The 23169-nt window shown below is 73.8% G+C and carries 22 protein-coding genes; 2 read left to right on the top strand and 20 right to left on the bottom strand.

Annotation, left to right across the window (positions count from 1 at the left end; all coding sequences use genetic code 11):
- The 19 genes from IE316_RS11380 to IE316_RS35465 form a co-directional block, all read right to left on the bottom strand.
- Positions 1–678 carry a methyltransferase domain-containing protein gene (locus IE316_RS11380; RefSeq protein ID WP_190204098.1) on the bottom strand — a complete coding sequence of 226 codons (678 nt, stop codon included), beginning with the start codon at positions 676–678 and terminating at the stop codon, positions 1–3.
- Entirely contained in the window at positions 679–2181 is a 1503-nt protein-coding gene (locus IE316_RS11375) for a flavin-containing monooxygenase (RefSeq protein WP_190204097.1), read from the bottom strand.
- Positions 2182–2224: 43 nt separating this feature from the next.
- Positions 2225–2695 carry an SRPBCC family protein gene (locus tag IE316_RS11370; protein ID WP_190204096.1) on the bottom strand — a complete coding sequence of 157 codons (471 nt, stop codon included), beginning with the start codon at positions 2693–2695 and terminating at the stop codon, positions 2225–2227.
- Positions 2696–2717: 22 nt separating this feature from the next.
- Entirely contained in the window at positions 2718–3470 is a 753-nt protein-coding gene (locus tag IE316_RS11365) for a maleylpyruvate isomerase family mycothiol-dependent enzyme (RefSeq protein ID WP_190204095.1), read from the bottom strand.
- A complete protein-coding gene (locus tag IE316_RS11360; protein WP_190204094.1) occupies positions 3467–4528 on the bottom strand; it encodes a PEP-utilizing enzyme in 1062 nt (353 codons plus the stop codon). The genes IE316_RS11365 and IE316_RS11360 overlap by 4 nt, the downstream gene beginning before the upstream one ends.
- Positions 4525–5151 (bottom strand): MarR family transcriptional regulator, encoded by a 627-nt coding sequence (locus IE316_RS11355; RefSeq protein ID WP_190204093.1) that lies wholly within the window; start codon positions 5149–5151, stop codon positions 4525–4527. The genes IE316_RS11360 and IE316_RS11355 overlap by 4 nt, the downstream gene beginning before the upstream one ends.
- 47 nt (positions 5152–5198) lie before the next feature.
- Complete coding sequence (locus IE316_RS11350; protein WP_190204092.1) at positions 5199–5492, bottom strand: acyl carrier protein; 294 nt, start codon at positions 5490–5492, stop codon at positions 5199–5201.
- Complete coding sequence (locus IE316_RS11345) at positions 5479–7083, bottom strand: PEP-utilizing enzyme (RefSeq protein WP_190204091.1); 1605 nt, start codon at positions 7081–7083, stop codon at positions 5479–5481. The genes IE316_RS11350 and IE316_RS11345 overlap by 14 nt, the downstream gene beginning before the upstream one ends.
- Positions 7080–8063 carry an SDR family oxidoreductase gene (locus IE316_RS11340; protein WP_190204090.1) on the bottom strand — a complete coding sequence of 328 codons (984 nt, stop codon included), beginning with the start codon at positions 8061–8063 and terminating at the stop codon, positions 7080–7082. The genes IE316_RS11345 and IE316_RS11340 overlap by 4 nt, the downstream gene beginning before the upstream one ends.
- The gene (locus IE316_RS11335; protein WP_190204089.1) at positions 8060–9178 is read right to left on the bottom strand and encodes an SDR family oxidoreductase; all 1119 of its coding nucleotides are present in this window, start codon (positions 9176–9178) and stop codon (positions 8060–8062) included. Before IE316_RS11335 ends, IE316_RS11340 begins: the two co-directional genes overlap by 4 nt.
- Positions 9175–10401, bottom strand: a complete 1227-nt coding sequence (locus IE316_RS11330; protein WP_190204088.1) for an acyl-CoA dehydrogenase family protein — start codon at positions 10399–10401, stop codon at positions 9175–9177. The genes IE316_RS11335 and IE316_RS11330 overlap by 4 nt, the downstream gene beginning before the upstream one ends.
- Positions 10398–12077: an AMP-binding protein gene (locus IE316_RS11325; RefSeq protein WP_190204087.1), complete on the bottom strand. Its 1680-nt coding sequence runs from the start codon at positions 12075–12077 to the stop codon at positions 10398–10400. The genes IE316_RS11330 and IE316_RS11325 overlap by 4 nt, the downstream gene beginning before the upstream one ends.
- A 13-nt stretch (positions 12078–12090) precedes the next feature.
- On the bottom strand, positions 12091–13671 hold the full coding sequence (locus IE316_RS11320) for a class I adenylate-forming enzyme family protein (protein WP_190204086.1): 1581 nt from the start codon (positions 13669–13671) through the stop codon (positions 12091–12093).
- Between the two features lie 72 nt (positions 13672–13743).
- Complete coding sequence (locus IE316_RS11315) at positions 13744–14283, bottom strand: SRPBCC family protein (RefSeq protein ID WP_190204085.1); 540 nt, start codon at positions 14281–14283, stop codon at positions 13744–13746.
- A complete protein-coding gene (locus IE316_RS11310) occupies positions 14280–14939 on the bottom strand; it encodes an isochorismatase family protein (RefSeq protein WP_190204084.1) in 660 nt (219 codons plus the stop codon). The genes IE316_RS11315 and IE316_RS11310 overlap by 4 nt, the downstream gene beginning before the upstream one ends.
- An 8-nt stretch (positions 14940–14947) precedes the next feature.
- Complete coding sequence (locus IE316_RS11305; RefSeq protein WP_190204083.1) at positions 14948–15736, bottom strand: 2,3-dihydro-2,3-dihydroxybenzoate dehydrogenase; 789 nt, start codon at positions 15734–15736, stop codon at positions 14948–14950.
- Positions 15737–15820: 84 nt separating this feature from the next.
- The gene (locus tag IE316_RS11300; RefSeq protein ID WP_190204082.1) at positions 15821–17008 is read right to left on the bottom strand and encodes a 3-deoxy-7-phosphoheptulonate synthase; all 1188 of its coding nucleotides are present in this window, start codon (positions 17006–17008) and stop codon (positions 15821–15823) included.
- 11 nt (positions 17009–17019) lie between these two features.
- Positions 17020–18996 (bottom strand): anthranilate synthase family protein, encoded by a 1977-nt coding sequence (locus IE316_RS11295; RefSeq protein ID WP_190204081.1) that lies wholly within the window; start codon positions 18994–18996, stop codon positions 17020–17022.
- Between the two features lie 83 nt (positions 18997–19079).
- Positions 19080–19703 carry a hypothetical protein gene (locus IE316_RS35465; protein WP_229910334.1) on the bottom strand — a complete coding sequence of 208 codons (624 nt, stop codon included), beginning with the start codon at positions 19701–19703 and terminating at the stop codon, positions 19080–19082.
- Between the two features lie 90 nt (positions 19704–19793).
- On the opposite strand from IE316_RS35465, the gene IE316_RS35460 reads away from it, so the two are divergent.
- On the top strand, positions 19794–20189 hold the full coding sequence (locus tag IE316_RS35460; protein WP_229910333.1) for a hypothetical protein: 396 nt from the start codon (positions 19794–19796) through the stop codon (positions 20187–20189).
- 817 nt (positions 20190–21006) lie between these two features.
- Here the strand turns inward: IE316_RS35460 and IE316_RS11285 are convergent.
- Positions 21007–21993, bottom strand: a complete 987-nt coding sequence (locus IE316_RS11285) for an NADPH:quinone reductase (protein ID WP_190204079.1) — start codon at positions 21991–21993, stop codon at positions 21007–21009.
- 317 nt (positions 21994–22310) lie between these two features.
- On the opposite strand from IE316_RS11285, the gene IE316_RS11280 reads away from it, so the two are divergent.
- Positions 22311–23156, top strand: a complete 846-nt coding sequence (locus tag IE316_RS11280; RefSeq protein ID WP_229910332.1) for an alpha/beta fold hydrolase — start codon at positions 22311–22313, stop codon at positions 23154–23156.
- The last annotated feature ends 13 nt before the right edge of the window (positions 23157–23169 follow it).

Genomic DNA, 23169 nt, shown 5'->3' with positions numbered 1-23169 from the left:
TCAGAGGGTGACGACTTCCATGAGTTCGTAGACGACCGGGCCCTCCGGCTCCTGCACGGTGGTGGAGTCGACGGTGACCAGGCGGCGGGACTCGGTGGCCGCCAGCTCCTCCAGCTCGGCGCGGCGGGCCCGGCTGCTGAGCGCGATCAGGACCTGGCCGCCGGGCGCCAGGTGATCCGGCGCCTCGCGGAAGTAGCGGCGGTGGGCCTCGTAACCGGGGTCGACGTAGGCCCGCTGGTGGACGGAGTAGTCGAGGTCCGGCGGCGCCCACACGTTGTTGGAGTGCCAGTAGACGACGTCGAACGCGGGGGCGTCGTGCAGCGCGTCGAAGAGGTCGCTGTGGACGGAGGTCACCTTGTCGGCGAGCCCGAAGCGGGCGGCGTTGAGCGCGGTGTTCTCGGCGGCCGCGGGGTTGAGGTCGGTGGCCCAGACGGCGCGGCAGCCGGCCAGGGCGGCGCTGACGGCGATCAGCCCGGTGCCGGAGCCGACCTCCAGGAAGGTGCCGTCCACCGGAAACTTCAGCAGGTCCAGATGGGCCAGGCTGGACTTGGTGTCGGCCGGGGAGAACACGTCGGGCAGCAGGGTCCACCGCCGGCCGCGCAGGTCGATCTCGGTCCGCTGCCGCACCTTGTCCCGGCTGGCGTCACTGCGCCTGAGGGACTGCGTGTAGTCGTACATTCAGTGCTCCGCGGGAGTGGTGTCGTAGTTCTCGATGTCGAACCGGGCCAGGTCGCTGCGCAGCCTCTTGACCGTCCAGGGCCAGGTGACGAAGTTCTTGCCGTGCTCGTCGAGGTAGACGCTGCTGCAGCCGCCGGTGTTGTAGACGGTGGTGGACAGGCCGCGCTGCACCTCGTCGTTGTACGCGCGGAAGGGCTGCGGCCGGATCTCCAGGGCGTCGATGCGGTGCGCGCGAGCGGTGCGGATGGCGTCGACGACGTAGTCGAGCTGGGCCTCGGCGAGCGCGAGCAGCGAGTGGTACATGACGATGTTGGGGCCGAGCAGCAGGTAGGCGTTGGGCACCGAGGGCAGGGTGGTGGCCCGGTACGCCTCCGGACTGCGGGTCTTCCACACCTCGGAGAGCAGGCGGCCGTCGCGGCAGCGGATGCGTTCGGCGATCGGCGGGTGGCGCATCTCGAAGCCGGAGCCGAAGACGATGACGTCCACCTCGGCGCGCCGGCCGTCGGCCGCGATCAACTGGTTGCCGTCGACCGCGGTCAGGGCGTGCGGCAGCAGCCGGACGTTGGGCCGGGTCATCGCGGGCAGGTAGGTGTTGGACAGCAGCAGCCGCTTGCAGCCGATGGTGAAGTCGGGGGTGAGCTGGGCCCGCAGCGCCGGGTCGGGCACCTGCCGCCGCAGGAAGAGCTTGGCGAGCGGGGTGAGCAGCCGGGCCGCGCCGGGGTGGCGCACCACGAGGCCGAGGCCCTTCATGACGGCGGCGCAGACGGCGCGGAAGAGGCGGTGGGCGGGCGGTACGGCCCGGAACAGGGCCCGCACGGGCCGGGGCACCGGGAAGTCCAGCCGGGGCAGGACCCAGGCGGCGGTGCGCTGGAAGACGTGGAGCTCGTCCACCAGGGGCTGTATCTCCGGGATGAGCTGGATGGCCGAGCAGCCCGTGCCGATGACGGCCACCCGCTTGCCGGTCAGGTCGACGTCGTGGTTCCAGCGGGCCGAGTGGAAGGTCTCACCGGGGAAGGTGTCCAGTCCGGGCAGGTCGGGGACGACCGGTTCGTGCAGCAGGCCGGAGGCGAAGACGACGTGCTGGGCGACGTAGCGTCCCCGGTCGGTGCGGAGCACCCAGCGCCGGCGCTCCTCCGACCAGGAGGCTTCGAGCAGTTCGGTGTTGAGCCGCAGCGCCGGGCGCAGGTGGAACCGGTCGACGGTGTCCTCGATGTAGGAGAGCAGTTCGGGCTGGCCGACGAAGTTGCGGGTCCAGCCGGGGTTGGGGTGGAAGGAGAAGGAGTACACCGGTGAGGGGATGTCGACGGCGCAGCCCGGATAGGTGTTCTCGCGCCAGGTGCCGCCGACGCGGTCCGCTTTCTCCAGGACCAGGAAGTCCGTGATGCCGCCGCGGCGCAGTTTCACCGCGGCGGCTATTCCCGACAGCCCCGCGCCGATCACGATGACATGGGCGTGCCGCTCCCCGTCCGCGTCCGGTGTTTTGTGGTTCGCCGATATCGCCATGGGTTTTCCCTGTCGTCGGACTGCGCGCCTCGCGCACCAGAGGCTAGCCGCTCGGGCGGTTTTCCAGAATCGCTTTGCTCAACCGGAGTTCACGCTCGACCGAGGCGGGCATGGTGCGCCGCAGCACGGGGTCGAGCAGCCAGCGGGAGAACGGGTTGAACTGGAAGGAGATCATGCGGGAGGCCCGGATGCCGCCGTCCACCGGTTCGCAGGCGAAGCGGGCTGCGAAGCGGGCCATGCGGTGGTTGAATCTGTTCTGCGGAAGCGGCGCCAGTTCGATGTCGATGCACTTGCCCGGGGTGAGTCGCATTTGGGCGACCGCTTTCGGTTCCGGGAGCGGCAGACCGGGCAGTCTGGGCTGGAACTTGAACTCCAGGAGATTGCCGTCCCGGCGCACCCAGGAAATCGAGGCGATCTTGTCGTCGACGTCGATGTAGCGTTCGACGTCCATGACGAAGTCGAGAAAGGCTTCCGGTGTACAGGCAATTGTCAGTTGTTTTTCCACCTTGACCATTCGGTCACCTTACCGTCTCGTGTCAGAGATAGGCCCGTGCGTACCGCAGTGCCAGGGCGGCGAGTTCGCCGTCGGCCCGCCAGGCGGCCGGGTCGGCGCGTGAGCGCCGGGTGGCGGTGCGGCACCAGGCGAGCAGCGGGCCGTGCAGGACGTCGGTGGCGTCGGCCGGGCCGACGGTGTGCCGGGTGCCGTCCCGGGCGGTCAGTTCCAGGCGCAGGCTGCGGCCCCGGGGCCAGGGCACCCGTTCGCGGGCCAGGGCGTACCGCAGGGTGGAGTGGCCGAGGGCGGCGATCCGCAGCAGCCGTGCGGGCTCGTCCACCGGGCGGCCCAGCGCGTCGCGGATGTCCAGGCCGTGCGCCCAGTGCTCCATCTGGCGGGCGGTGGCGAAGGTCCGCGCGGTCATGCCCAGGCCCCAGGCCACCCGGTCGCCGGGGTCGCGTGCGGCGAGCAGCCGGCGGGTGCGGGCGGCGGACTCCTCCCACCAGGCGGTCAGCCGGGCGGGGCCCAGCCCGTCGCCGCGCCGGCAGCCGGCGGCGGTGAACTCCTCGGCGGTGCGGTGGCGCGGCACGGCCACGGCGAAGGCGCGCTCCCCGCCGGTCAGGGTGTCGGCGGCGACCTCTTCGGTGTCGGCCAGGTGCGCCACCTGGTCGGCGACGGTCCAGCCCGCGGCGGCCGAGGGGCGGCGCCAGTCGGCGTCGGCGAGGGAGCGCAGCAGGGCGGCGAAGTCCTGCTGCTCCTCGGCCAGGTCGCCCAGCTCGGTGCGGGTCGCGGTCACCGGACGGCCACCGTCCCCGCCGTGCCGTCGACCTCCAGCGGCCGGCCGGAGGCCAGGCGGGCCAGCGCGTCGGCGCCCACCCCGGTCACGCAGGGCACGCCCAGTTCGCGGGCGACGATGGCCGCGTGGCAGAGCATGCCGCCCTCGGCGGTGACCAGCGCGGCCGCCTCGGCCATCAGCGGGACCCAGTCCGGGTCGGTCCGCTCGGCCAGCAGGACCGCGCCGGGCTCCCACCGCGGGTCGTCGGCGTGGTCCAGCCGCAGGCCGCGGGCGGTGGCCCGGCCGGCGGCCGCGGCGGTGCCGCGCACCAGGTCGGCGCCGTCCCCGGCGGGCCGCTCGGACGGGGTGCCCAGCTCGGCGGTCATCGGGCGGAACTGGAGCCACACCAGCCCGTCGTCGAGCAGCGCGAACTCCAGGTCGGCGGGCCTGCCGAGCCGTTCCTGGAGCGCGACGCAGGCCGCGCCGACCGGCCGGCCGGCGTCGCTCAGCGCGGTGGGCGCCGAGCCCGCGGTGCGACTGCCGTCGGCCCATTCCTCCCAGGCCGGGGTGACGGCGCCGGAGACCAGTGCCTCGCCGCTGCCGTCGGTCCACTCCAGGCGGCCCCGGCCGGGTCCGCGGCCCAGCCACAGTCCGCTGCGCACCGGGGTGCGGAACGGCTGGAGCAGCACCGCCATGCCGGCCTCCGGGCCGGCCGCGGCGCTGCGCGCCCGGTAGGCGGCGACCCGCTGACTGCGAGCCGAGTCCCGTACGGCGGCGACCGCGGCGGCCAGGCCGGCCGCGGGGACGTCGAGTTCGCTGCGGAACATGCCCGCGTAGCTCAGGCCGGTGCCGTCCTCGACCGTGGCCGAGCTGCGCACCGCCCAGCGCGGCGCGTGCGCGGCGACCGTGGCGAGGTCGGCGGCGGCCGGTTCGGCACCGACCGGCACCACCCAGGTGTCGGGGACGCGGACGCCGGCCCGCAGCAGGGCGGCGAGTCCGACGGCCTTGCCGCCCAGCGTGGCGCGGTCCCCGTCGCCGGCCGCGGCGGTGAGCCGCCGCACCGGGGCGCCGGCGCTCACCGGGCGCCCCTGGCGCGCTCCTCGGCCTCCCGCTCGATGCGCAGGCAGAGCAGCAGATCGCGGTGGAGCTCCATCCAGACGTCGTGGTACGAGTCGCAGAGCACGCCGGTGAACGCCTTGGTCTCGCCGCCCCGCAGCCGGTCCAGCGCACCGGTCAGCCGGTCCGCGTACCGGGCGAAGCGGGGGCGGACGGCGGCCAGTTCGGCGACGATCGGCGTGGTCTCCTCGTGCACGGCGCCGAGTTCGGCCACGCGGGCCGCGTCGTAGCCGGGGTCGGTGTGGTCGTTGGCGGTGCCGTCGCGCAACTGCCAGCGGGTGCACAGCTCCTTGAAGCGGTCGTTGACCGGCAGGAAGCGTTCGTAGCCCGGGCGCAGCCGGTCCCGGGCGCCGCCGGTGAGGTCCTCGTCGAGCAGCGCCGCGTGCCGCTGCCGCCCCTCGGGGGTGACGCGCCACAGACCGCGCCGTTCCACGTGGGTGGCGAGCCCGTCGGCGCGCAGCTTCTCCAGCTCGGCCCGGGCGTCCTCGGCGCCGAGCCGCAGGCCCGCCGCGAGGAGGTCGGCCGGTGCCGTGCCCTTGAGGGCCAGCAGGTGCAGCGCGTCGAACGCGGTGGCATCGGGAAGCACGTCATCTCCCGTCGTGAGTGAGGGGGTGGTCCGCCGGGTGCGGTGGGTCAGGAGGGGCGCGCGGCGCGCAGTTCGTCGAGGAGGGCGACCAGGTCGCCGACGGTGGTGACCCCGGCGGCCCGGGGGTTGTCCACCAGGGAGACGCCGAAGCGCTCCTCCAGGCCGAGGAGGATCTCCAGGGTGGCCAGGGAGTCGATCTCCAGGTCCTGCACGATCCGGTCGGAGGGGCGCAGGTCCCGCCGGACCCGCTTGATCTGGGCGTAGACCTCCTCCAGGGCGGTCAGGGTGTCGGTGCTGCCGCCGGTGGCGGGGGCCGCGGGGGTGGGGTCAGGGAGCGTCAAGGATGGTCACCTCTCCGGTACTGCCGTTGATGGACACGGTGGTGCCGGCCGGCAGCGAGGCCGCGCCGGGGTAGCCCACGACGCACGGGATGCCGTACTCGCGGGACAGGATGGCGATGTGCGACAGGTCGCTGCCGCGCTCGCTGAGCACGCCCTCGGCGAAGGGCAGCAGCGGGGCGATGTCCGCGTCCGCCGAGGAGCAGATGATGATGACCGGCTCGTCCGGCGGTTCGCTCTCCGGGGTCATCACGGTGCCCACGCCGATGCCCGGCGCGACGCCGCGCTGCCCCTGGGGGGTGCGGCTGAGCCAGGGCCGGATGACGCCGTCGTCGCCGCTGAGGTCGAGGTGTTCGGGCATCGGCGTGGCGAGCGCCGCGCGGCATGCCTCGACCCGCGGGCGGGCCCGTTCGACCAGGCCGGGCCGGGTGGCCAGGTCGGTGAACTCCCGGATGGTCAGGTACGGCCACAGGTCGGCGTCGCCGCCGAGCGAGGTCGCCAGCGCCGGGAGCAGCCGGCGGTAGACGTGCAGGGTGCGCATGGCCAGCGACTTGGAGTGCTCGCGCCCGGCCATCATCTCGCCGACGGCGGTGGCCAGCGCCCGCACGGTGCGGCTGCGCCACGGCGAGACCATGCCGGCCAGCGCCTCGGCCGGGTCGACGGCGGCCATGCCGGCCTCGCCGCTGCCGGACGCCACCTGCTTGTGCCGGACGGCGTAGTCCTGCCAGGGCGCCTGCCCGTCGGCGACCTCGTAGAAGGAGGAGGCGAGGAAGTCGCCGGGGCCGTAGGGGTCCAGGGTGGCGGCGGCGGTGTGCAGGCGGTCCCAGACCAGTTCGCGGGGGCGGGTCAGCCAGTGGGCGATCTCCTCGCCGTGCCGCAGCAGCCGCCCGTAGACCCGGCGTTGCAGGGCGCGCACCGGGACCAGTCCGGAGGTGGTCAGGATGTGCGCCGCCCAGGCGTCCTCCAGCACCGGCAGGGCGTCCCGGAGCACGCCGGCCAGGGCGATCGGGCTGTCGGTGGTGGTCGCGGCCTGCAGCCCCCACTCCAGCTCGGCGACCCGCTCCTCCAGGGAGCGCAGCCGGGGCCCGACGTCGCGCAGTTCGCCCAGCAGCTTGGCGCTGCCCGCCCACTGGCGGGCCCGGCCGGAGCGCAGCGCGGTGACCTCCTCGGGGGAGTCGATGCCCTCGAAGTAGGCGTCGGTGACGTCGCTGGGGCTGAGCCCCGGGATGGAGGCCGACAGATGGCAGTAGGCGGCCAGGTTGTGGTACGGGCGGCAGCCGAAGTAGCCGACGAAGACGTAGTGGCCGCCCTCGGCCCAGGCGGGCCGGCCCCACAGCCGGCGGGCCAGGGCGCGGGTGCCGCGCTCCATCGGGTCGCCCACCAGGGACCAGGACATCGGCGACAGGCGCTGCGGGGCGACCTCGCCGAAGTTGCCCGCGGAGTAGACGCGGAAGTACGGGTGGGGATCGGTGTCCACCGACGGGGGCCGCGGGTCGGGCGCGGCCGGCGGCGCCGGCGGGTGCTGGGAGGCGGTCGGCTGGACCGGTACGAACGGGGCCGGCGCGGTCGGCCGGGGCTGGTCGGGCCGGGTCATGCGAGAGCCCTCCTCCGGGTGCCGTCGCGCAGGGCCCGGCCGGTGGCGGCGAGGTAGTCCGGGTCGGGCACCGGCCAGGGTTCGGGTATCTCCTTGAGCACGTCCACGTCCAGGTCGAACCAGGGCTCGGTGTAGTCGACCAGCTCCCGGGGGGTGCCCAGGCGCTCGCCGAGCAGGCGGGTGAAGCGGCCCAGCGGGCCGGCCTCCACGATCTTCGGGACGACTCCCCAGGGCCGGCAGACCTCGGTGAAGACGTCGGCGAGGGTGGGCAGCGCCGGGTCGAACCAGCTCCAGGTGGCCCGGCCGATGGGCGTGCCGAGCGCCTTCAGGACGATCTCGGCGGCGGAGGAGACGTCGGTGACCCAGCAGGGGAAGTCGCCGCGCCGGGCCAGGTGCACGGGGTAGCCGGCCAGCAGGTGCGGGAAGGCCACCGGCAGTCCGTGCCGGGTGTCGGGGCGCCCGCCGCGCGGGTCGGGCCCGAGCACGGGGCCGAAGCGGACGATGCCCACCGGCAGGTCGTCGGCGTCGCGGGCCAGGCGCTCGGCGCAGTACTTGCCGTACTCGTACCAGTTGCGGAAGCGCTGGCCGGTGTAGAGCTCGCGGTTGGTGACCCGGCCCTCGGCGCGGCCCAGGGCGAGCAGCGAGGAGACGTGCACGGCCTGCCGCAGGGCGGGCAGTTCGCGCAGGAAGGCCAGGGCGGAGCGCATGCCGGAGCTGTGCGTCTCCAGGACCTCGCCGGGGCCGGAGGTCCAGGACACCGAGCCGAAGCAAAGCACCACGTGGGTGGTCTCCTGCCGGACCCGGGCCGCGTCGGCGGCGGACAGGCCGAGGCGGGGCATCCGCACGTCGCCGCGCAGTCCCTCGCCCGCGGGGGCACGGCCGGAGCGGGAGAGCACCCGGACATCGGCGCCGGCGCGTTCGCACGCCTGCGCCACGGCGGCGCCCAGGAATCCGGAGCCGCCCAGGATCAACACGTTCATGCCAGGAACCTCGACAATCCGCTGTCGGCGGGGGCCAGGGGCCGCGGTGGTTCGGGGATGTCGAACAGCAGCCGGGCGAGCTTTTCGGTGGACGGTTCGGGCAGCGGCCCATCGACGAGTTCCGCGAGCCGCCCGCGCTCCATGACGCGGTCCAGCCCGATGTAGCGCAGCCCGGTGAGGCTGTTGCGCCATGCCTGGGAGAGCGGCAGGACCCGTTCAGCGTGGGCGGAGAGCCACAGCACCTGCTCGGCCGAGGCGGGCACGACCCGCAGCCACTTGCCGAAGGTGACCGGCGACAGGGCGCGGGCCACCTCCAGCAGACCGCGGATGCCGGGGGCCCGCTCACCGGCCGACACATGGGCGAAGACGGGCTCGGGGCGCGGCCCGCCGCGGTGCAGCCCGGCCACCGCGTCCAGCAGGGTGCCGGCCGCCACGTCACGGGGCAGGACGTCGACCTTGGCGCCGCGCATGGCGGGCAGCACCCGGCCGGGCAGCTCGTCCCAGCGTTCGGCGAGCAGGTACAGGGAGTTGCGGCGGCGGGTGGCGCCGGTCGCCGAGTCGCCGAGCAGGGCGGCGATCCGGGCGATGAGGACGTCGGGTTCGCCGGGGGTGTGGCGCCGCTCCAGCTCCCGTTCGGCCAGCCACTTGCTGTGCTCGTAGGCGGTGCGGTGGCGGTCGGGGGCGAGCGGGGCCTCGGCGATCCGGCCGAGGGTGCCGCCCGCGACGAAGATCGAGGACGCGTAGGCGTAGACGATCCGGCGGCCGGAGCGGCGTTGCAGCTCGCGGGTGAGGTCGTGGCCGTTGCGGGCGCCCAGCACGTTGACCGCGTACAGGTCGCGTCCGCTGCCCGCCCAGTTGGTGTCCCCGGCGAGGTTGACGACAGCGTCGACGCTGTCCGCCAGCTCGTCCAGAACGGCGTCCTCCAGGCCCCACAGCGGTCGGCGGACGTCGCCGGTGACGCGGTCGGCGGCCAGCGAGGGGAAGGCCCGCTCGAAGGGCACCTGTCCGGGGCGGGCGGGGCGCACCAGCGGCACGACGCGCACGCCGCGCTGCGGGGCGAGGCCGGCGACGGCGGTCCCGAGTTGTCCGGTGACTCCGGTCAGCAGCAGCTTCATCCGAGGTCGACACCTTCGTCGTAGGCGGCGTGGTCGGGCACCAGTCCGCCGGCGACCAGCTCCCACATCATCTCGTCGGTGCCGCCGCCGATCCGGGCGAGCCGGGAGTCGCGCCACAGGCGGGACATCGGGGTCTCGTCGGGGAGGTAGCCGGGGCCGCCGAACAGGTGCATGCATTCGCTGGTCACCTCCTCGACGAACCGGGCGGCGGTGGTCTTCAGCGCCGCGATCTCGCGGGTGCCGGTCGCACCGGGCACCGCGACCCCCTGGGCGGCGGTGTAGACGGCGTAGCGCAGGGCGAGCAGCCGGGAGGACAGCTCGGCCAGCCGCAGCCGCAGCGCCTGCTGTTCGAACAGGGGCCTGCCGAACTGCTCCCGGCGGTGCAGGTGGGCGGTGGCCAGGCCGATGGCGTGGGCGGCGCCGCCGACGGCCTGGGCGGCGATCGAGAGCCGCTCGTGGTTGAGGCCCCAGGTGGCCACGATCAGTCCGCTGCCGGGCCGTCCGACCAGTGCCTCGGGCGGGACGTGGGCGTCGACGGCCATCCAGGTGGTGTCCAGGCCGGCGGTGCCGGCCTTGCTGAGCCGCTTGCGGGGGGTGAGCCCGGAGCGGGGCACGGCCAGCAGGCCGAGCCGGCCGGCGACCGGTCCGGAGCCCTCGTCCAGGCGGCACAGCAGCAGGGCGATGTCGCAGACCAGGCCGAGGGAGAGGTACTTCTTCTCGCCCGTGACGTGCCAGCCGTCGGGGGTGCGGCGGGCCACCGTGCGTACGCCGTTCAGGTCGGATCCGCCGGTCGGTTCGGAGGCGCCGAGGCAGCCCACCAGCCGTCCCTCCAGCGCCTGTTCGCGGTACTCGGCGAGCAGCGGGGTGTCGCCGAAGCGGGTCAGCACGGAGAGCACCGTCTCGCAGTGCAGGCTGAGCCCGACGGACAGGCTGGCGTGCCCGAGCCGGCCGCTCTCCTCGGCGATGATCACCCCGAGGCCGGGGTCGCCGTAGGGCTCGGCGGGCCCGGCCCCGGCCCAGCGCTCGCGGAACAGCCCTGCGGCGCCCAGCCCGAGCAGGGCGTCGCGGGGGTAGCGGCCCTCGGTCTCGGCCTGTTCGGCGACCGGGTCGAAGGTCCGCCGCAGCAGGGCCGCGACGCGTTCGCGGGCCCGGTCCACGTGCTCGCCGAACGGCCCGGCCGTGAACAGGCGGGAAATCTGTGCCGGTGCGGCCACCACACTCACGAGTTCGTACGCTCCTTCAGTTCACCCGCCAGGTAGGCGAGCCACAGCGATCGGCGGCGGGGCTTGCGGCTGGAGGTCAGCGGGATGGAGCCCCGCTTGACGCAGAGCACCTCGGCGTGCCGGGTGCCGCCGGTGAACGCGGCCATGACGGACAGCGCCTCCTCCTGCCGCTCCCCCAGGGGGCGTTCGGTGACCAGCAGCACCTTGGGCTCGCCCCGGACCACGCCGGCGACGACCGTCGCCCAGCGGCGCGAGACCAGTCCGGAGGCGACCAGTTCCAGTTCGATGTCCTCGACGAAGACGCTCTGGCCGTTGATCTTGACGCTGTCGCCGAGCCGGCCCACCACGTACAGCTCGCCGTCGAGCAGGAATCCGGCGTCGCCGGTGCGCAGCTTGCCGTCGTCGAGCTTCTCCCGGTCCTCGGGCGCGGCGTCGACGTAGCCCTCGGCGACCGCGGGTCCCTGCACGAAGATCTCGCCGAGGACGCCCTCCGGCTGTGCCACGCCGTCCTCGTCGAGGATCTCCACGCGGGTGTCGCCCAGCGGCGGGCCGCAGCTCACCTGCCAGTTCCAGGGTTCGTCGACCGGTTCGGTGGTGAGCTCGACGACCTCGGCGACGTCCAGCTTCTCGCCCAGGCGCCGCTCCAGTCCGCGCACCCGGGCCAGCCGGGGCGCCCGCGCCTTGGGGACGCCGGTGACGGCCAGGGTGCCCTCGGCCAGCCCGTAGGCGGGCATCAGGGCCCGCGCCCGGAAGCCGTGCGGGGCGAGCAGGGCGGCGAACCGGGCGATCACCGCGGGGTCGATCCGCTCGGCGCCGCTGATGACGCCGGTCAGCGCGGAGAAGTCCAGCCCCTCCAGGTGCTCGGGCCGGACGGTGGCCAGGACCCGCTCGAACCCGAAGTTGGGCATGCACATGCTGGTGTAGGGGGTGCGGCCGTACTCGGTGAGCCAGCCCGGGGTGTCCCGGACGAACTGCTCCGGGCGCATCAGGGCGTGTTCGACCTGGAGGGTCAGCGCGCCCAGCAGGCCGCCGACCAGTCCCATGTCGTGGTAGAGCGGCAGCCAGGTGACGGCACCGTGGCCGACCGGGTCGATCCAGCCCTGGATCATGCGCAGGTTGGCGGCCATGTTGGCGATGGAGATGCGCAGTCCGCGCGGTGAGCCGCGGGAGCCGGAGGTGAACTGGAGGACCGCCAGGTCGCCCCAGGCGCGCGGGGCCTCCTCGGGCCGGTCGGCGTACTGCGGGGCCAGCACCTCGGTGCCGCCGCCGATCCGGGCCACGTTCTCGCCGACGACGTCGTGGTAGCGCGGGTCCGCGACGACGTGGCGGGGGTGGATGCGGGCGGTGATGGCCTTCAACTGAGCCTGGTAGCCCTCCCCCGCCCGCAGCGCCAGCGGCAGCGGCAGCACCGAGGGGACGGCGCCGATGGCGAGCAGCCCGAAGAACTGGGTGACGAAGTCCTCTCCGCCGGGCACCACCAGCGGCACCACGTCGCCGGGGCGCACCCCGGCGTCGGCGAGGGCGGCGCCGGCCCCCAGGGTGCGCCGGGCCAGCTCCCGGTAGGTGAGCCGCTGCCAGGAGCCGTCGTCCAGCCGGAACCGTATCCCGCGCGCGTCGACGGGATCGTCCAGCCACCCGAACAGGCGCTCGTGGTCGGCTGTCTTACGCTGCGACAAGGTGACCTTCCCCTTACGTGGTCGGCCGGGCGGGGCCGGCGGCCCGGAGCTGCCGGGCCAGTTCGATCCGCTGCACCTTGGCGGTGGCGGTGCGCGGCAGCTCCGCCAGGCTCAGTTGCACCGGCGGGCGCATGGGCGGCAGGGAGGCGGCGGCCCGCTCCCAGCGGGCGGTGTCCAGCGGGGAGCCGTCGCGGGTGACGACGACCGGGGTGGGCGCCCCTTCCTCGCCGGGCACGACCACGACCTCCAGCAGCGTGTCGAGCCTGGACATCAGCAGGTCCTCCGCCTCCAGGGCGCTGCCGAAGCCGGGTATGACGTCGACCTCGCGGTCGGAGACGTGCAGACAGCCCCAGCGGGTGCGGTAGCCGACGTCGCCCATCCGCCACCAGCCGTCGTCGAGCTGGGCCCGGAAGCGCGCGTCCTCGCCGAAGTAGGTGAGCGCGCGGCCGTCGGAGCGCACCTCGATGTAGCCGGGGCTGTCGGGGCCGGCGGGGACGCCGTCGCGGTCGACGACCCGGACCGCCGTCATGCCGGGGAACGGCCAGCCGACGCACCGCCCGTCCACGGACAGCGCCCGCCGCCGGGAGGTGGCCCGGCCCACGGTCGGGCCGATCTCGCTCTGCCCGTAGAGCTGGAGGTGGAAGGGGCGCCGGCGCCGGGAGGCGCCGAGGATCCGCCGCACCGTGCGCGGGTGGATGGCGTCGAAGGTGGAGCTGAGCGCCACCACGTTGGAGAGCGGGCCGCGCGGGTCGTCGGCGAGCGGTTCCCACTCCACGAAGGTGTTGGGGTGGGCCTCCAGGATGCCGGGCTTGACCCGGGCGAAGATGTCGGCGATCCGCCCGGGGTCGGCGTCCTTGGTGATGACGACGGGGAAGCCCCGTTCCAGCGCGATGGCGAGCGCGGTGATCAGCCGCGAGTGGACGAAGGAGACCCGTACGGCGAGGGTCTCGCGGCCCCGTATCAGCAGCCGGGCGCCGAGCGCCTGCGGCCGGTACCGGGCGCGCAGCGACCGGGCGGTGTGCACGACCAGCTTGGGCACGTCGGTGGTGCCGGAGGTGTGGGTGAGCAGTTGGGGGCGGTCGGTGCGGGTCCGGGCGAAGGGGCGCGGGCGGGCACCGGGGTCGCGCCGCAGCTCGGTGGTGCCCTCGGCCCGGCCGGTCACCAGGAAGACGCGGGCGCAGCGCTTGGCCGTGCCGGCGGGCAGCACGCGCGTCCAGGTCTCCTCGTCGGTGATGAGGTGGGGACGGTCGCAGCGTTCCAGCAACTGCGCCACGACCTCGCCCTTGAGGCTGGGCGAGAGCGCGACGGGGACCGCGCCGATGCGGGCGACGGCGCACATCAGCAGGAAGATGTCGAAGCAGTCCCGCTTGAACACCGCCACCTTGTCGCCGGGGCGCACGTGCAGGTCGCGCAGCGCGCAGGCCAGCTCCGCGACGAGGTTCGCGCAGGCGTAGGCGGTGAGGTCGCTGCCGAGTTCCGGCGCGACGTCGAGTTCGTGGTCGAGGGTGATTCTCTGGTACGGGCTCTTCTCGGCGGCGCCGTCGAAGAAAGACCCCAGGAACAGACCTCTGTTCCCGATGCGTTGCAGGATCACGGTGCTGTCACCTTCCGCGTGCGTCCGCGCGCGGCGCCGGCCGCCTTTCGGCGTGCCGTGCCGCCGGTGCCGTCAGGAATGCGTCGTGGGGATTTCCAGATGCGTCTTGATGCGGTCGAGGGTCTGCCGCATGTCGCCGTGGATTTTCTCCGCCCACTCGTCGAGGAACGCGCGGACCTCGTCCTCGCTCATTCCGGCGGTGATCTTCCGCATTCCTTCGGTGAGTTCGCCCATCCAGAAGGAATGGGTGAGCCTGCTTCCGTCCGCCTCCGGCGCGACCGTGAACGACCATACGCTCTCCTGCGCGCGGCCGCCGCTGTCCCGCATGGCCCAGCGGAACACCCGCGGCGGGCTGGACTCGACCACCTCGCACTCGGTGGTCCACTCCCCGCGCGCCACGGGCGCCCAGGCGACCACGTCGGGGTCGCGGTGGTTGACCGCGGTGAAGACGGAGCCGACGGCCGCCGGCTCGCCCGAGGTCCAGCGGCCGCCCCGGCACTCGGGGCTCCACTCGGCGCTGCGGGAGAGGTCGCTGACGTAGGCGAACACGGTGGCGGGGTCGGCCGTGACCGCGGTGGCGGCCTCGACGCGGAAGGTCTCGGTGGCACTCATGGCGTTTCCCCTGCGGACGGGACGGCGAGCTGGTCGAGAAGCTGCGCGGTGGTGTGGACCGCCGCGCAGCAGCGGGCGGCGTAGTCGAGCGCGAGGTGGTGGTCCTCGGCGCCGAAGTCGGCGACGGCGTCGGCGGCGAGGAACGGCCGGATGTCGGAGCTGTAGGCGTCGACGCAGGTCATCAGGCAGCCGACGTGGGCGTAGACGCCGCCGACGATGAGCTGGTCGCGCCCGGTCTCGGCGAGGAACTCGCGCAGGGGCGAGCGGACGAAGGCGCTGTAGCGCCACTTGGTGACGACCAGGTCGCCCTCGGCCGGCCGCAGCTCCTCGACGATCGCCGTGTCGGACGCGGCGGCGGACATCCCCGGTCCCCAGAAGTCGTGCAGCAGGCCGCGCTGCCGCGGGGTCATGCCGCCGGGCTGCGCCGAGTAGACGACCGGGACGCCCAGTTCGGCCGCGCGCCGCCGCAGGGCGACGAGGTTGGCCAGCAACTCCGTGTAGAGGGCGCTGCCGTGGTCGTAGGGCGCGAGGAAGTACGCCTGGACGTCGTGCAGGAGCAGTGCGCAGCGGGCCGGGTCCGCCACCCAGTCCACCTGCTTCTTCGGCAGGTCGGAGGCGGTGGGCATCGGGTAGGGGGCGATGGCGGGGATGGCCATGGGTCTCCTCACGCTCCCAGGACGGCGCCGCCGTCGACGCACAGGTCCTGCATGGTGATGTGCCGGGCACGGGCGGAGGCGAGGAAGAGGACGGCGTCGGCGATGTCGGCGGGCTCGGCGATGCGGCGCAGCGGGATGCCGGTCTTGTAGGCGGCGCTGGACCCCTCGATGGTGAGCTGCCGGTCGGACGGGTCCGACCACAGCGCGTGCAGCATGGGGGTGTCGGTGGAGCCGGGCGAGACGACGTTGCAGCGGATGCCGTGCTGGGCCAGCTCCAGGCCGAGGGACTTGGTGTAGGAGGACGCGGCCGCCTTGGAGGCACCGTAGGCGGCCATCTGCAGCCGCGGCACGCGGCCGGCGTTGGAGGCGATGGTGACGATGGCGCCCTCGCCCCGTTCCTTCATACGGGCGGCGACGGCCCGGCAGCAGTGGAAGACGCCGTCGAGGTTGACCGCGAAGACGGCCCGCCAGTCGGCGTCGGTCATGGTCACCGCGGAGCCGGGGCGCAGCACCCCGGCGGCGTTCACCAGGAGGTCCACCGGGCCGAGTTCGACCTCGATGCGGTCGACGGCCCGCTCGACCTGGTCGGCGTCGGAGACGTCCGCGGGGAACGCGGCGGCCTTGAGGCCGTCCTCGGCGAGTTCGTCGGTCAGCGCGGCCAGCCGTGCGGCGTCCCGGTCCACGACCGCCACCACCGTCCCCCGGGCGGCGAGGGCGCGCGCGATGGCGCTTCCTATTCCGCCGGCCGCTCCGGTCACCAGGGCGACCCGACAGGGGAATTCCTTGTCTTCGATCATTGGTTCTCGCCTTCCGGAACAGAAGGGGGTGCCGCCTGAGTCGGCGAATCGGCCGCGGCCGGGCAGCACCGAGTCTACGGATTCCTAAGCCCGGATCCAGGCGCGCAGCAATTCGGCGGTCTGGTCCGGATTCAGCCGCGGATCGCATAGTGTCGTATAACGCTCGGCCAGCCGTTCCACGCCGTCGACCTTTCCGCCCAGGCATTCGGTGACGTCCGATGCGGCGACTTCCAGGTGCAGTCCGGCGGGGTGTTCCCCGGCCTGTTCCAGGACGTGTTTGCAGCGGGTCGCCTCGTCCACGAGGTCGGTCAGGTGGCGGGTCTTCACCCCGGCCACGCGCACCGTGTTCCCGTGCATCGGGTCGCTCAGCCAGACCGGGCGGTGTCCGGCGTCGCGGACGGCGGCCACCAGCGGGGGGAGCGCGGCGGTCACCCGGTCCGCGCCCATCCTGGCGATCAGGGTGAGGCGCCCGGGGGTGCGCTCGGGGTCCAGCAGCGCGCACACCTCGCGCAGTTCGGCGGGGTCCGTGCCCGGGCCGAGCTTGAGGGCGACCGGGTTGCCGACGGCGGCCAGCAGCCGCACGTGGGCGGAGTGCGGGGCCCTGGTGCGGTCGCCGAGCCAGGGCAGGTGGGTGGAGCCGAGGAAGCGCCGGCCGTCCGCGGTCCGCACCAGCCGGGCCTCGTAGTCGATGACCAGGGCGTCGTGGCTGGACCAGGGCCCGTCGTCGAAGCCGGGGGCGCGGGCGGCGCGCCGGCTGCGCTCGCGGTCCAGTTCGCGCAGCACCCGGGCGCTGGCCCGGTAGGCGCGGACCATGCGCCGCGGGTCGTGCGCGCGGTCCTCGTGGGTCGGCCCCTCGCCGTTGACCAGGTGGCCCCGGAAGACCGGCAGGCGCACCCCGCCGACCTCGGTGAAGGGGTGCGAGCGGGGCTTGGCGAACTGGCCGCCGATGCGGCCCACGCGCAGCACCGGGGCGCCGGTGCCGGCCGCGACCTCGTCGGCCAGGGCGTGCAGCACGGCGGTCTTGGTCCGGACGTGGTCGGTGCCGGTCTCCGCGAAGCTCTCCGCGCAGTCGCCGAGTTGCAGCACGGTCGCCCCTCCCCCGGCCACCACGGCGAGGGTGCGGCGCAGGCGGTCCAGGTCCGCCGGGTCGACCAGGGCGGGCGCGGACTCCAGGGCGGCGCAGCTCTCCGCGTAGGCGGGGTGCGTGGCCCAGTCGGGCTGCTGGGCGGCCGGGCCGCCGGGCAGCCAGGGCCGGCCGGGGGTGTCGCGCATGGTGTCGCCGCTCACCGCTCGCCGTCGCTTCCGGTGGTCGCCGCGGGGTCGCGCAGGGCCCAGTCCAGCAGGTCGGCGAGGAGGTCGGTGCCGTGTTCGGTCAGGACCGACTCCAGGTGGAACTGGGTGGCGGCGAACCGCGTTCCGCGCACCGCGTGCACCTCGCCGCTCGCGGCGTCCCGGCACACCTCCACCGGGCCGTCGGCCAGCGGGGAGCGCAGCAGGCCGGTGTCGTGGCGGGCGGCGTAGGAGTTGTAGAAGCCGACCGTCTCCACGCGTCCGAACAGGTCGATGCGGCGCCGGGTGCCCTGGTGGGGGCGTTCGCGGCGGAAGAGGGGGAGGCCGAGGAGGGCGCAGAGCACCTGGTGGCTCAGGCACTCGCCGACGAAGGGGACGCCCCGGGCGAGGAGGTGGGTGGTCAGGTCGGTGATCCGGCGGACCTTGGGGTCGTGTCCGGCCCGGGGGTCACCGGGTCCGGGGCCGAGCACCACGCAGTCGTACCCGTCCAGGTCCTCGGGGCGCACCTGCGTCCAGGGGCGGACCACGGCGTGGGCGCCGAGCGCCCGGGCCTGGTGGCCGAGCATGTCGGTGAAGGTGTCCTCGGCGTCGACGATCAGCATGCGTCCGGCCCGCGGCACCCGGCGGGCGCCGGCGCCGTGGTCCTCCTTGCCGAGCCAGAAGGCGGACAGCCCGGTGTTGCGGCGCTCCAGGGCCGCGGCGACCCGCGGGTGGCGCGCCAGGGAGCCGGGGGCGCCCGGGGGTGCGGGGGGCGCGGTGCCGGCCGGTCGTTCCAGGCCGGTGGCGGCCAGCAGTGCCTCGGCCTTGGACCAGGTCTCGGCGACCTCGGCGGCGGGGCGGGAGTCCCGGACCAGCGTGGCGCCGACGTCGATGCGCAGGTCGCCCCCGGGGCGTATCTCGGCGGTGCGGATGAGGATCGCCGAGTCGAGGGTGGCGCGGCCGGCCGGGTCGCGGCCGAGCAGGGCCAGGGCGCCGCCGTAGTAGCCGCGTCCGCTCTCCTCGTGCCGGGCGATCACCCGGCAGGCGTTCTCCAGCGGGCTGCCGGTGATGGTGGGCGCGAACATCGTCTCGCGCAGCACCTCGCGCACGTCGCGGGTGGTGGGGCCCTCCAGCAGGTACTCGGTGTGCGCCAGCCGGGCCATCTCGCGCAGGTAGGGGCCGTGCACGCGGGCCCCGCCGTCGCAGACCCGGGCGAGCATCTTCAGCTCCTCGTCGACCACCATGAACAGTTCCTCGGTCTCCTTGCGGTCGTCGAGGAAGCTCAGGACGCCCGGGAGGTCCGGGCCCTGGGGCGGGTAGCGGTAGGTGCCGCTGATGGGGTTCATGCGGGCCACCCCGTCGGCGACCCGTACGTGCAGTTCCGGGGAGGCGCCGACGAAGGTGCGGTCGCCGGTGTGCACGACGAACGTCCAGTACGCGCCCGGCTCCAGGGTCAGCAGCCGCCGGAAGACGGTGAGCGCGCGTTCGGGCCGGTAGTCGCGCACGGTCGCCCGGAAGGAGCGCCGGATGACGAAGTTGGAGCCCTCGCCGGCCCGGATCTCCTGGTCGAGGATCTTCTGCACGACCTTCTCGTAGTCGTCGTCGCCGACGTCGAACCCGGCGTCGGCGAGGCCGACCTCCCCGTCGGGCAGCAGGTCCAGGGCGAGCGTGGCGGGTAGGGCGGCGCGCCGGCGGGCGGTGAGCGCCAGGATCGGTTCCCCGTCGTCGTTGCAGGCGTAGCCGCGCTCGGTGACCTGGCGGAAGGGGATGACGGCCAGGACGTCCGCCGGGTCCGCGCCGCCGTCGGCGGGGGCCGGCAGGTCGGCCAGGGCCGTCACCCGTGTCACCTCGCCGGTCAGCACCTCCACCTCGCCGGTGCCCGCGCCCGCTCTGCGCAGCAGGGCGAAGGGGGGCGGGTCGGGCACCAGCAACGAGGCGAGGAGGGCCCGTGCGTCCGCCTCGCGAGAGTCCGTCACAGTGCTGATCGTCATGCCTGCCTTCCCTGAGCGCCGGGACGTGGACCGCGCGGGGCGTACGGGCACCGGGCCCGTGGGAGTGGACGGGAGGGGCGGCGTCAGCCGGACGCCTGCCGGCCGGAGCGGTGCTCCAGCTCGGCTGCGAAGTCCTGCCACGCCCGGCTGCACTCGCGTGCCGCCGTGACGATGCTCTCCACGCGGTGCGGCGGGACGTTCTCGCTGATGCGGGTCCACTCCTGCGGACCCACCGTGCAGGCATCCAGCAGCCGGAGCAAGGTGCGACCGGACTCGGAGAACCGCAGCGAGGGGTCCTTGCGCAGGCTGTGCACCAGTTCACCGAGGTCGGGTCCGGGGTCGGACCCGCCGTGGATGCGGGCCACCTCGCGCGGCGGCGGGACCGGGGCCGTGCCGGCCGCCTCGGACCCGGTGACGCCGGCGGGCGCCCCGCCCCCGCGCCGGGCCGGGCCCACCGGTGTCTCGCCCCGCCGCAGGCGGTCCCGGACGTCCCGGACGGTGGCGGCACTGACCCCGGCCTCCCGGGCGACCTCGCGCAGGGAGGCGCCGGGGCGCTCGCTGAGGATGCGGCCGGCCTGGAGGCGGCCCTCGGCGGCGTCGACCGGTCGTTCCCGGCCGTCGCGCCCCAGCCGGGTGGGCGAGTGGGGAATTTCCCCACTCGCACGGCGCCGGATCGCGCCGACCGTCTTGTGGGACAGCCCGGTCACCGAGGCGATCGCCCGGTCGGACCATTCCGGGTGGGAGTTGATGATACGTTCGGCGGCGGCATTCCTGTCGGAGCGTGGAAGCGGAAGTCCGTGGGCGACATTCGCCTTCACGGCGAGTACGAACGCCTCCGCTTCGTCGCAATCGCAGAAAACCGCTTCGATGGTGCTCTGACCGCGCAGATACGCGGCGTGTACGCGATGCATTCCGTCGATGACGTGCATCGTTCTGCGATTGACGAGTATGGGCGGCAGGTCGGCTTCCGATTCGGCCAGGAGCCGGACATGGGCGCTGTCCGGTCCGGAGAGCCGGGGGGAGACGAAATGGGTCAACGCGCTGAGGGAAACGAGTTGGGCAGACTGCCGCGCCATGAGATCGATGGTGTCAGCCTTGAGCTGACCGTTCATGAGCCATCCCCCTGTGTGCAAGTCCAGAGCTTTACGAAATGGCATGAAAAACAGGAGGTGGATCACCTGGTACCGCAGTGAAGTAATGATCGGCTCAAGGCCACCCCCGTGGACTACCGCCTACCCGCGTGAAGCTCGCGGAACAAGACATTTGTGCGATAAATTTCGGACAATTGTTCCAGGGCAACGAGAGCTTAACAGTCCACGGACAAGCGCTGCAACCAAAACCTGATAGGGCCGCGAACCGGCACGTCAGAAGAAAATGGAAGATCCTCTACCGCATTCGTCCCGTGGCGTTCGCAAAACGTCAAGCGCTCACTGAGAAAAATTTCGGACACTCTCCGGTGACCGGGATGGCGGGAATGTAGGGGCTACTCGGGCACGGTCGCCGACTGAATATGCCAGAGCGCGGCCGTCCCGACGCGCACGGCGCAATCCTTTCGCCGGGCCCCGCATGGGCGGGCCTGGGCGAATCACCTCGGACGGCACCGGCCGGCGGCCGCGTCGGCGGCGTGAGCGCAGCCGGGACTCGGGCAGCGAGCCCACATACCCGGCGGGGGGACGGTCATGCCCGCGGGCAACAGTTGGCGTGAATCCGACGCTCGGGCGGCGGGGCCCGTTCGTGCCCCCGCGGCCCGCGCGGGCACGGTACGGCCAGGTGGGGCGGCACGCCGGCCGGCGGCGGACCGGTCGGCCCGGCTCGGGGCCGGTGGCGCCCCGGTCCGGATCACCGGCGCAAACCATGGGCCCGCACGGGCCCGCGCCCGGCCCGGAGCGGGCCCAACCCGATCGCGAGGGTGCCTCCCGGCGGGGTGACGGGTCCGATACGGCGGGACGGCGTCTAATCGCGGCGAAGGACCTCCGGCAGCCACGGCACGGCGCGACGGGGCGTGCGGAGTCAGGTGTCCAGGGCGGGGCGGAGGACGAGCCGTCTGCCGTGGAGTTCGCCGCGTTCCAGTCGGGCGTGCGCCTCGGCCATGGTGCTCAGCGGCCGTTCCTCGACCTCCCGGGCCCGCAGCCGTCCGCGTACCAGGAGCCGGTTGAGGGCGCGGGCCGCCTCGGCGAGTTCGGCGACGGTGGCCCGGGAGATGACGAACCCGGTGACCGTGCCGTCCTTGAGGTACAGCGGCCCGACCGGCAGCAGCGGACGGGAGTCGAGGCCGGCCAGCACCACGACACGGCCGCGCAGCGCGAGCAGGTCGACGGCGCCCTCCAGGTCGTTGCGCCCGGCGGCGTCCACGACGAGGTCGACGCCGTGCGGCGCCGCCGCCCGCAGACGGTCGGCCAGGTCCGGGGCGCGGTAGTCGGCGAAGCCCTCCGCGCCGAGCGCCCGGCAGTGCTCCTCGTCCTCGGCGCGGGCCGTGGCCAGCACCCTCGCCCCGGCCTCGGCGGCCAGCGTCACCGCGGCGCTGCCCACGTTCCCGCCGGCCCCCACGACGAGGACGGTCTCACCGGGCCGCAGGGCGCCGTGGGTGAACAGCGCGAGGTAGGCGGTGGCCGCCGGGTGCACCACGGCGACCGCCTGCTCCGGTGGCACGCCGTCGGGCAGGTGGTAGAGACGGTCGGCCGGGACGGCGGCCCGTTCGGCCGCCGCGCCCTGCCGCCCGCCGTGCCCGAGGCTGTTGCACCACACCCGGTCGCCGACGGAGAAGCCGGCCGTGCCCGCGCCGACCGCGGCGACCGTGCCGACCAGGTCGCGTCCGACCACGAACGGAAAGGTCACCGGGGTGCGCCAGGCACCGGAGCGGATGAAGGTGTCGACCGGGTTGACCGTGGTCGCGCCGATGTCCACCAGTACCTCCATGGGCCCCGGTTCGGGGTCGGGGAGGGACGCGAAGCGGATGGATTCCGCCGGGCCGAATCGCTCGATGAACGCTGCCTTCATGAGGAGCATGCTGCCACCGGACGGCCGCGTGCGCCGGTGCGGGCGGCGGACCCGGGCGCAGCACCCGCGAGCTGACACCCCGTCACCGCGGCATGGCGTCACACCGCACCGGTGGAGGACCCGTCCTGACGCCCACCGCTCTCGCCCACCCGGCCCTGCGGGGCGTGCGGAACACCTCGGATGCGCAGGACCGTATCATCGCCGACGCTTCCGTACGGGGCGCTGACCGGGGTGGTCCGCAGCGGGCGGAAGGCGGCGCTCGAGGACACGTCGGCAGCAGCCAGGAGCAGCCGGAGCGAAACAGTGTGGGGAGAAGTGTGACGAGTACACGTGTTGAAGTTCCCGGTGGGCATCTGCGGGTTCAGCAGGACGGCGTGGGTGAGGGCGCGGTGGTGCTGCTTCATGCCGGTGTCACCGATCACCGGATGTGGGACGGGGTTGCAGGGGTTCTGGGGCGTGCTCACCGGGTGGTGCGCTATGACCTTCGGGGCTTCGGTGAGTCCTCGCCGGCCACCCGACCTTTCCGGCATGTCGATGACCTCTTCACGGTCATGGACGCCTGCGGGGTGAAGGAGGCTGTGCTGGTGGGCGCCTCGTACGGGGGCAAGGTGGCGCTGGAGGCGGCGGCTGTGCGTCCCGGGCGGGTTCGGGGGCTGGTCTTGCTCGCGCCTCCTCGGCCCGGTCATGACTGGTCCGGGGCCATGGAACGCTATGCCGAGGCGGAGGAGGCGGCCCTGGGAGCCGGTGATCTCGGCGCCGCGGTTCAGGTCAGCATGGACATGTGGGTCCGTGGCCCCGACCGGGCCTGGGACGGCAGGCTGAGGGAGCATGCCGAGGCTGTCCGGGAATCCATGCGGGTGGCCCTGGCGCATCAGAAACATGCCGAGGAGTACGAAGAAGACCTCGACCCCGCCGTCGACGAGGATCTGGCGAAGATTGACGTCCCCGTCGTGGTCGGTATCGGCACCAGCGATGTCGGCGACTTCCAGCAGATCGCCGAGCACCTGGCAAGCACACTGCCCAACGCCGAACTCGTCCACTTCCCCGATACGGGGCACCTGATCGCCCTGGAACGCCCCGACGAGACATCCGACCTCATCTCCGCGTTCATCTCTCGGACGCCGATCACGGCCCGTTCGTCATCGCCCGCACCTCAGGTGTGATGAACTGTGGCCC

The sequence above is a fragment of the Streptomyces fumanus genome (assembly GCF_014655295.1).
In the GTDB taxonomy this organism is placed as follows: domain Bacteria; phylum Actinomycetota; class Actinomycetes; order Streptomycetales; family Streptomycetaceae; genus Streptomyces; species Streptomyces fumanus.
This window is presented reverse-complemented; position numbering and strand designations above follow the sequence as displayed.

Coding starts and splice junctions, on each gene's coding strand:
- IE316_RS11380 (WP_190204098.1), bottom strand. CDS start 678: ATGTACGACTACACGCAGTCCCTCAGGCGCAGTGACGCCAGCCGGGAC.
- IE316_RS11375 (WP_190204097.1), bottom strand. CDS start 2,181: ATGGCGATATCGGCGAACCACAAAACACCGGACGCGGACGGGGAGCGG.
- IE316_RS11370 (WP_190204096.1), bottom strand. CDS start 2,695: ATGGTCAAGGTGGAAAAACAACTGACAATTGCCTGTACACCGGAAGCC.
- IE316_RS11345 (WP_190204091.1), bottom strand. CDS start 7,083: ATGACCCGGCCCGACCAGCCCCGGCCGACCGCGCCGGCCCCGTTCGTA.
- IE316_RS11340 (WP_190204090.1), bottom strand. CDS start 8,063: ATGAACGTGTTGATCCTGGGCGGCTCCGGATTCCTGGGCGCCGCCGTG.
- IE316_RS11335 (WP_190204089.1), bottom strand. CDS start 9,178: ATGAAGCTGCTGCTGACCGGAGTCACCGGACAACTCGGGACCGCCGTC.
- IE316_RS11315 (WP_190204085.1), bottom strand. CDS start 14,283: ATGAGTGCCACCGAGACCTTCCGCGTCGAGGCCGCCACCGCGGTCACG.
- IE316_RS11310 (WP_190204084.1), bottom strand. CDS start 14,939: ATGGCCATCCCCGCCATCGCCCCCTACCCGATGCCCACCGCCTCCGAC.
- IE316_RS11305 (WP_190204083.1), bottom strand. CDS start 15,736: ATGATCGAAGACAAGGAATTCCCCTGTCGGGTCGCCCTGGTGACCGGA.
- IE316_RS11300 (WP_190204082.1), bottom strand. CDS start 17,008: ATGCGCGACACCCCCGGCCGGCCCTGGCTGCCCGGCGGCCCGGCCGCC.
- IE316_RS11295 (WP_190204081.1), bottom strand. CDS start 18,996: ATGACGATCAGCACTGTGACGGACTCTCGCGAGGCGGACGCACGGGCC.
- IE316_RS11285 (WP_190204079.1), bottom strand. CDS start 21,993: ATGAAGGCAGCGTTCATCGAGCGATTCGGCCCGGCGGAATCCATCCGC.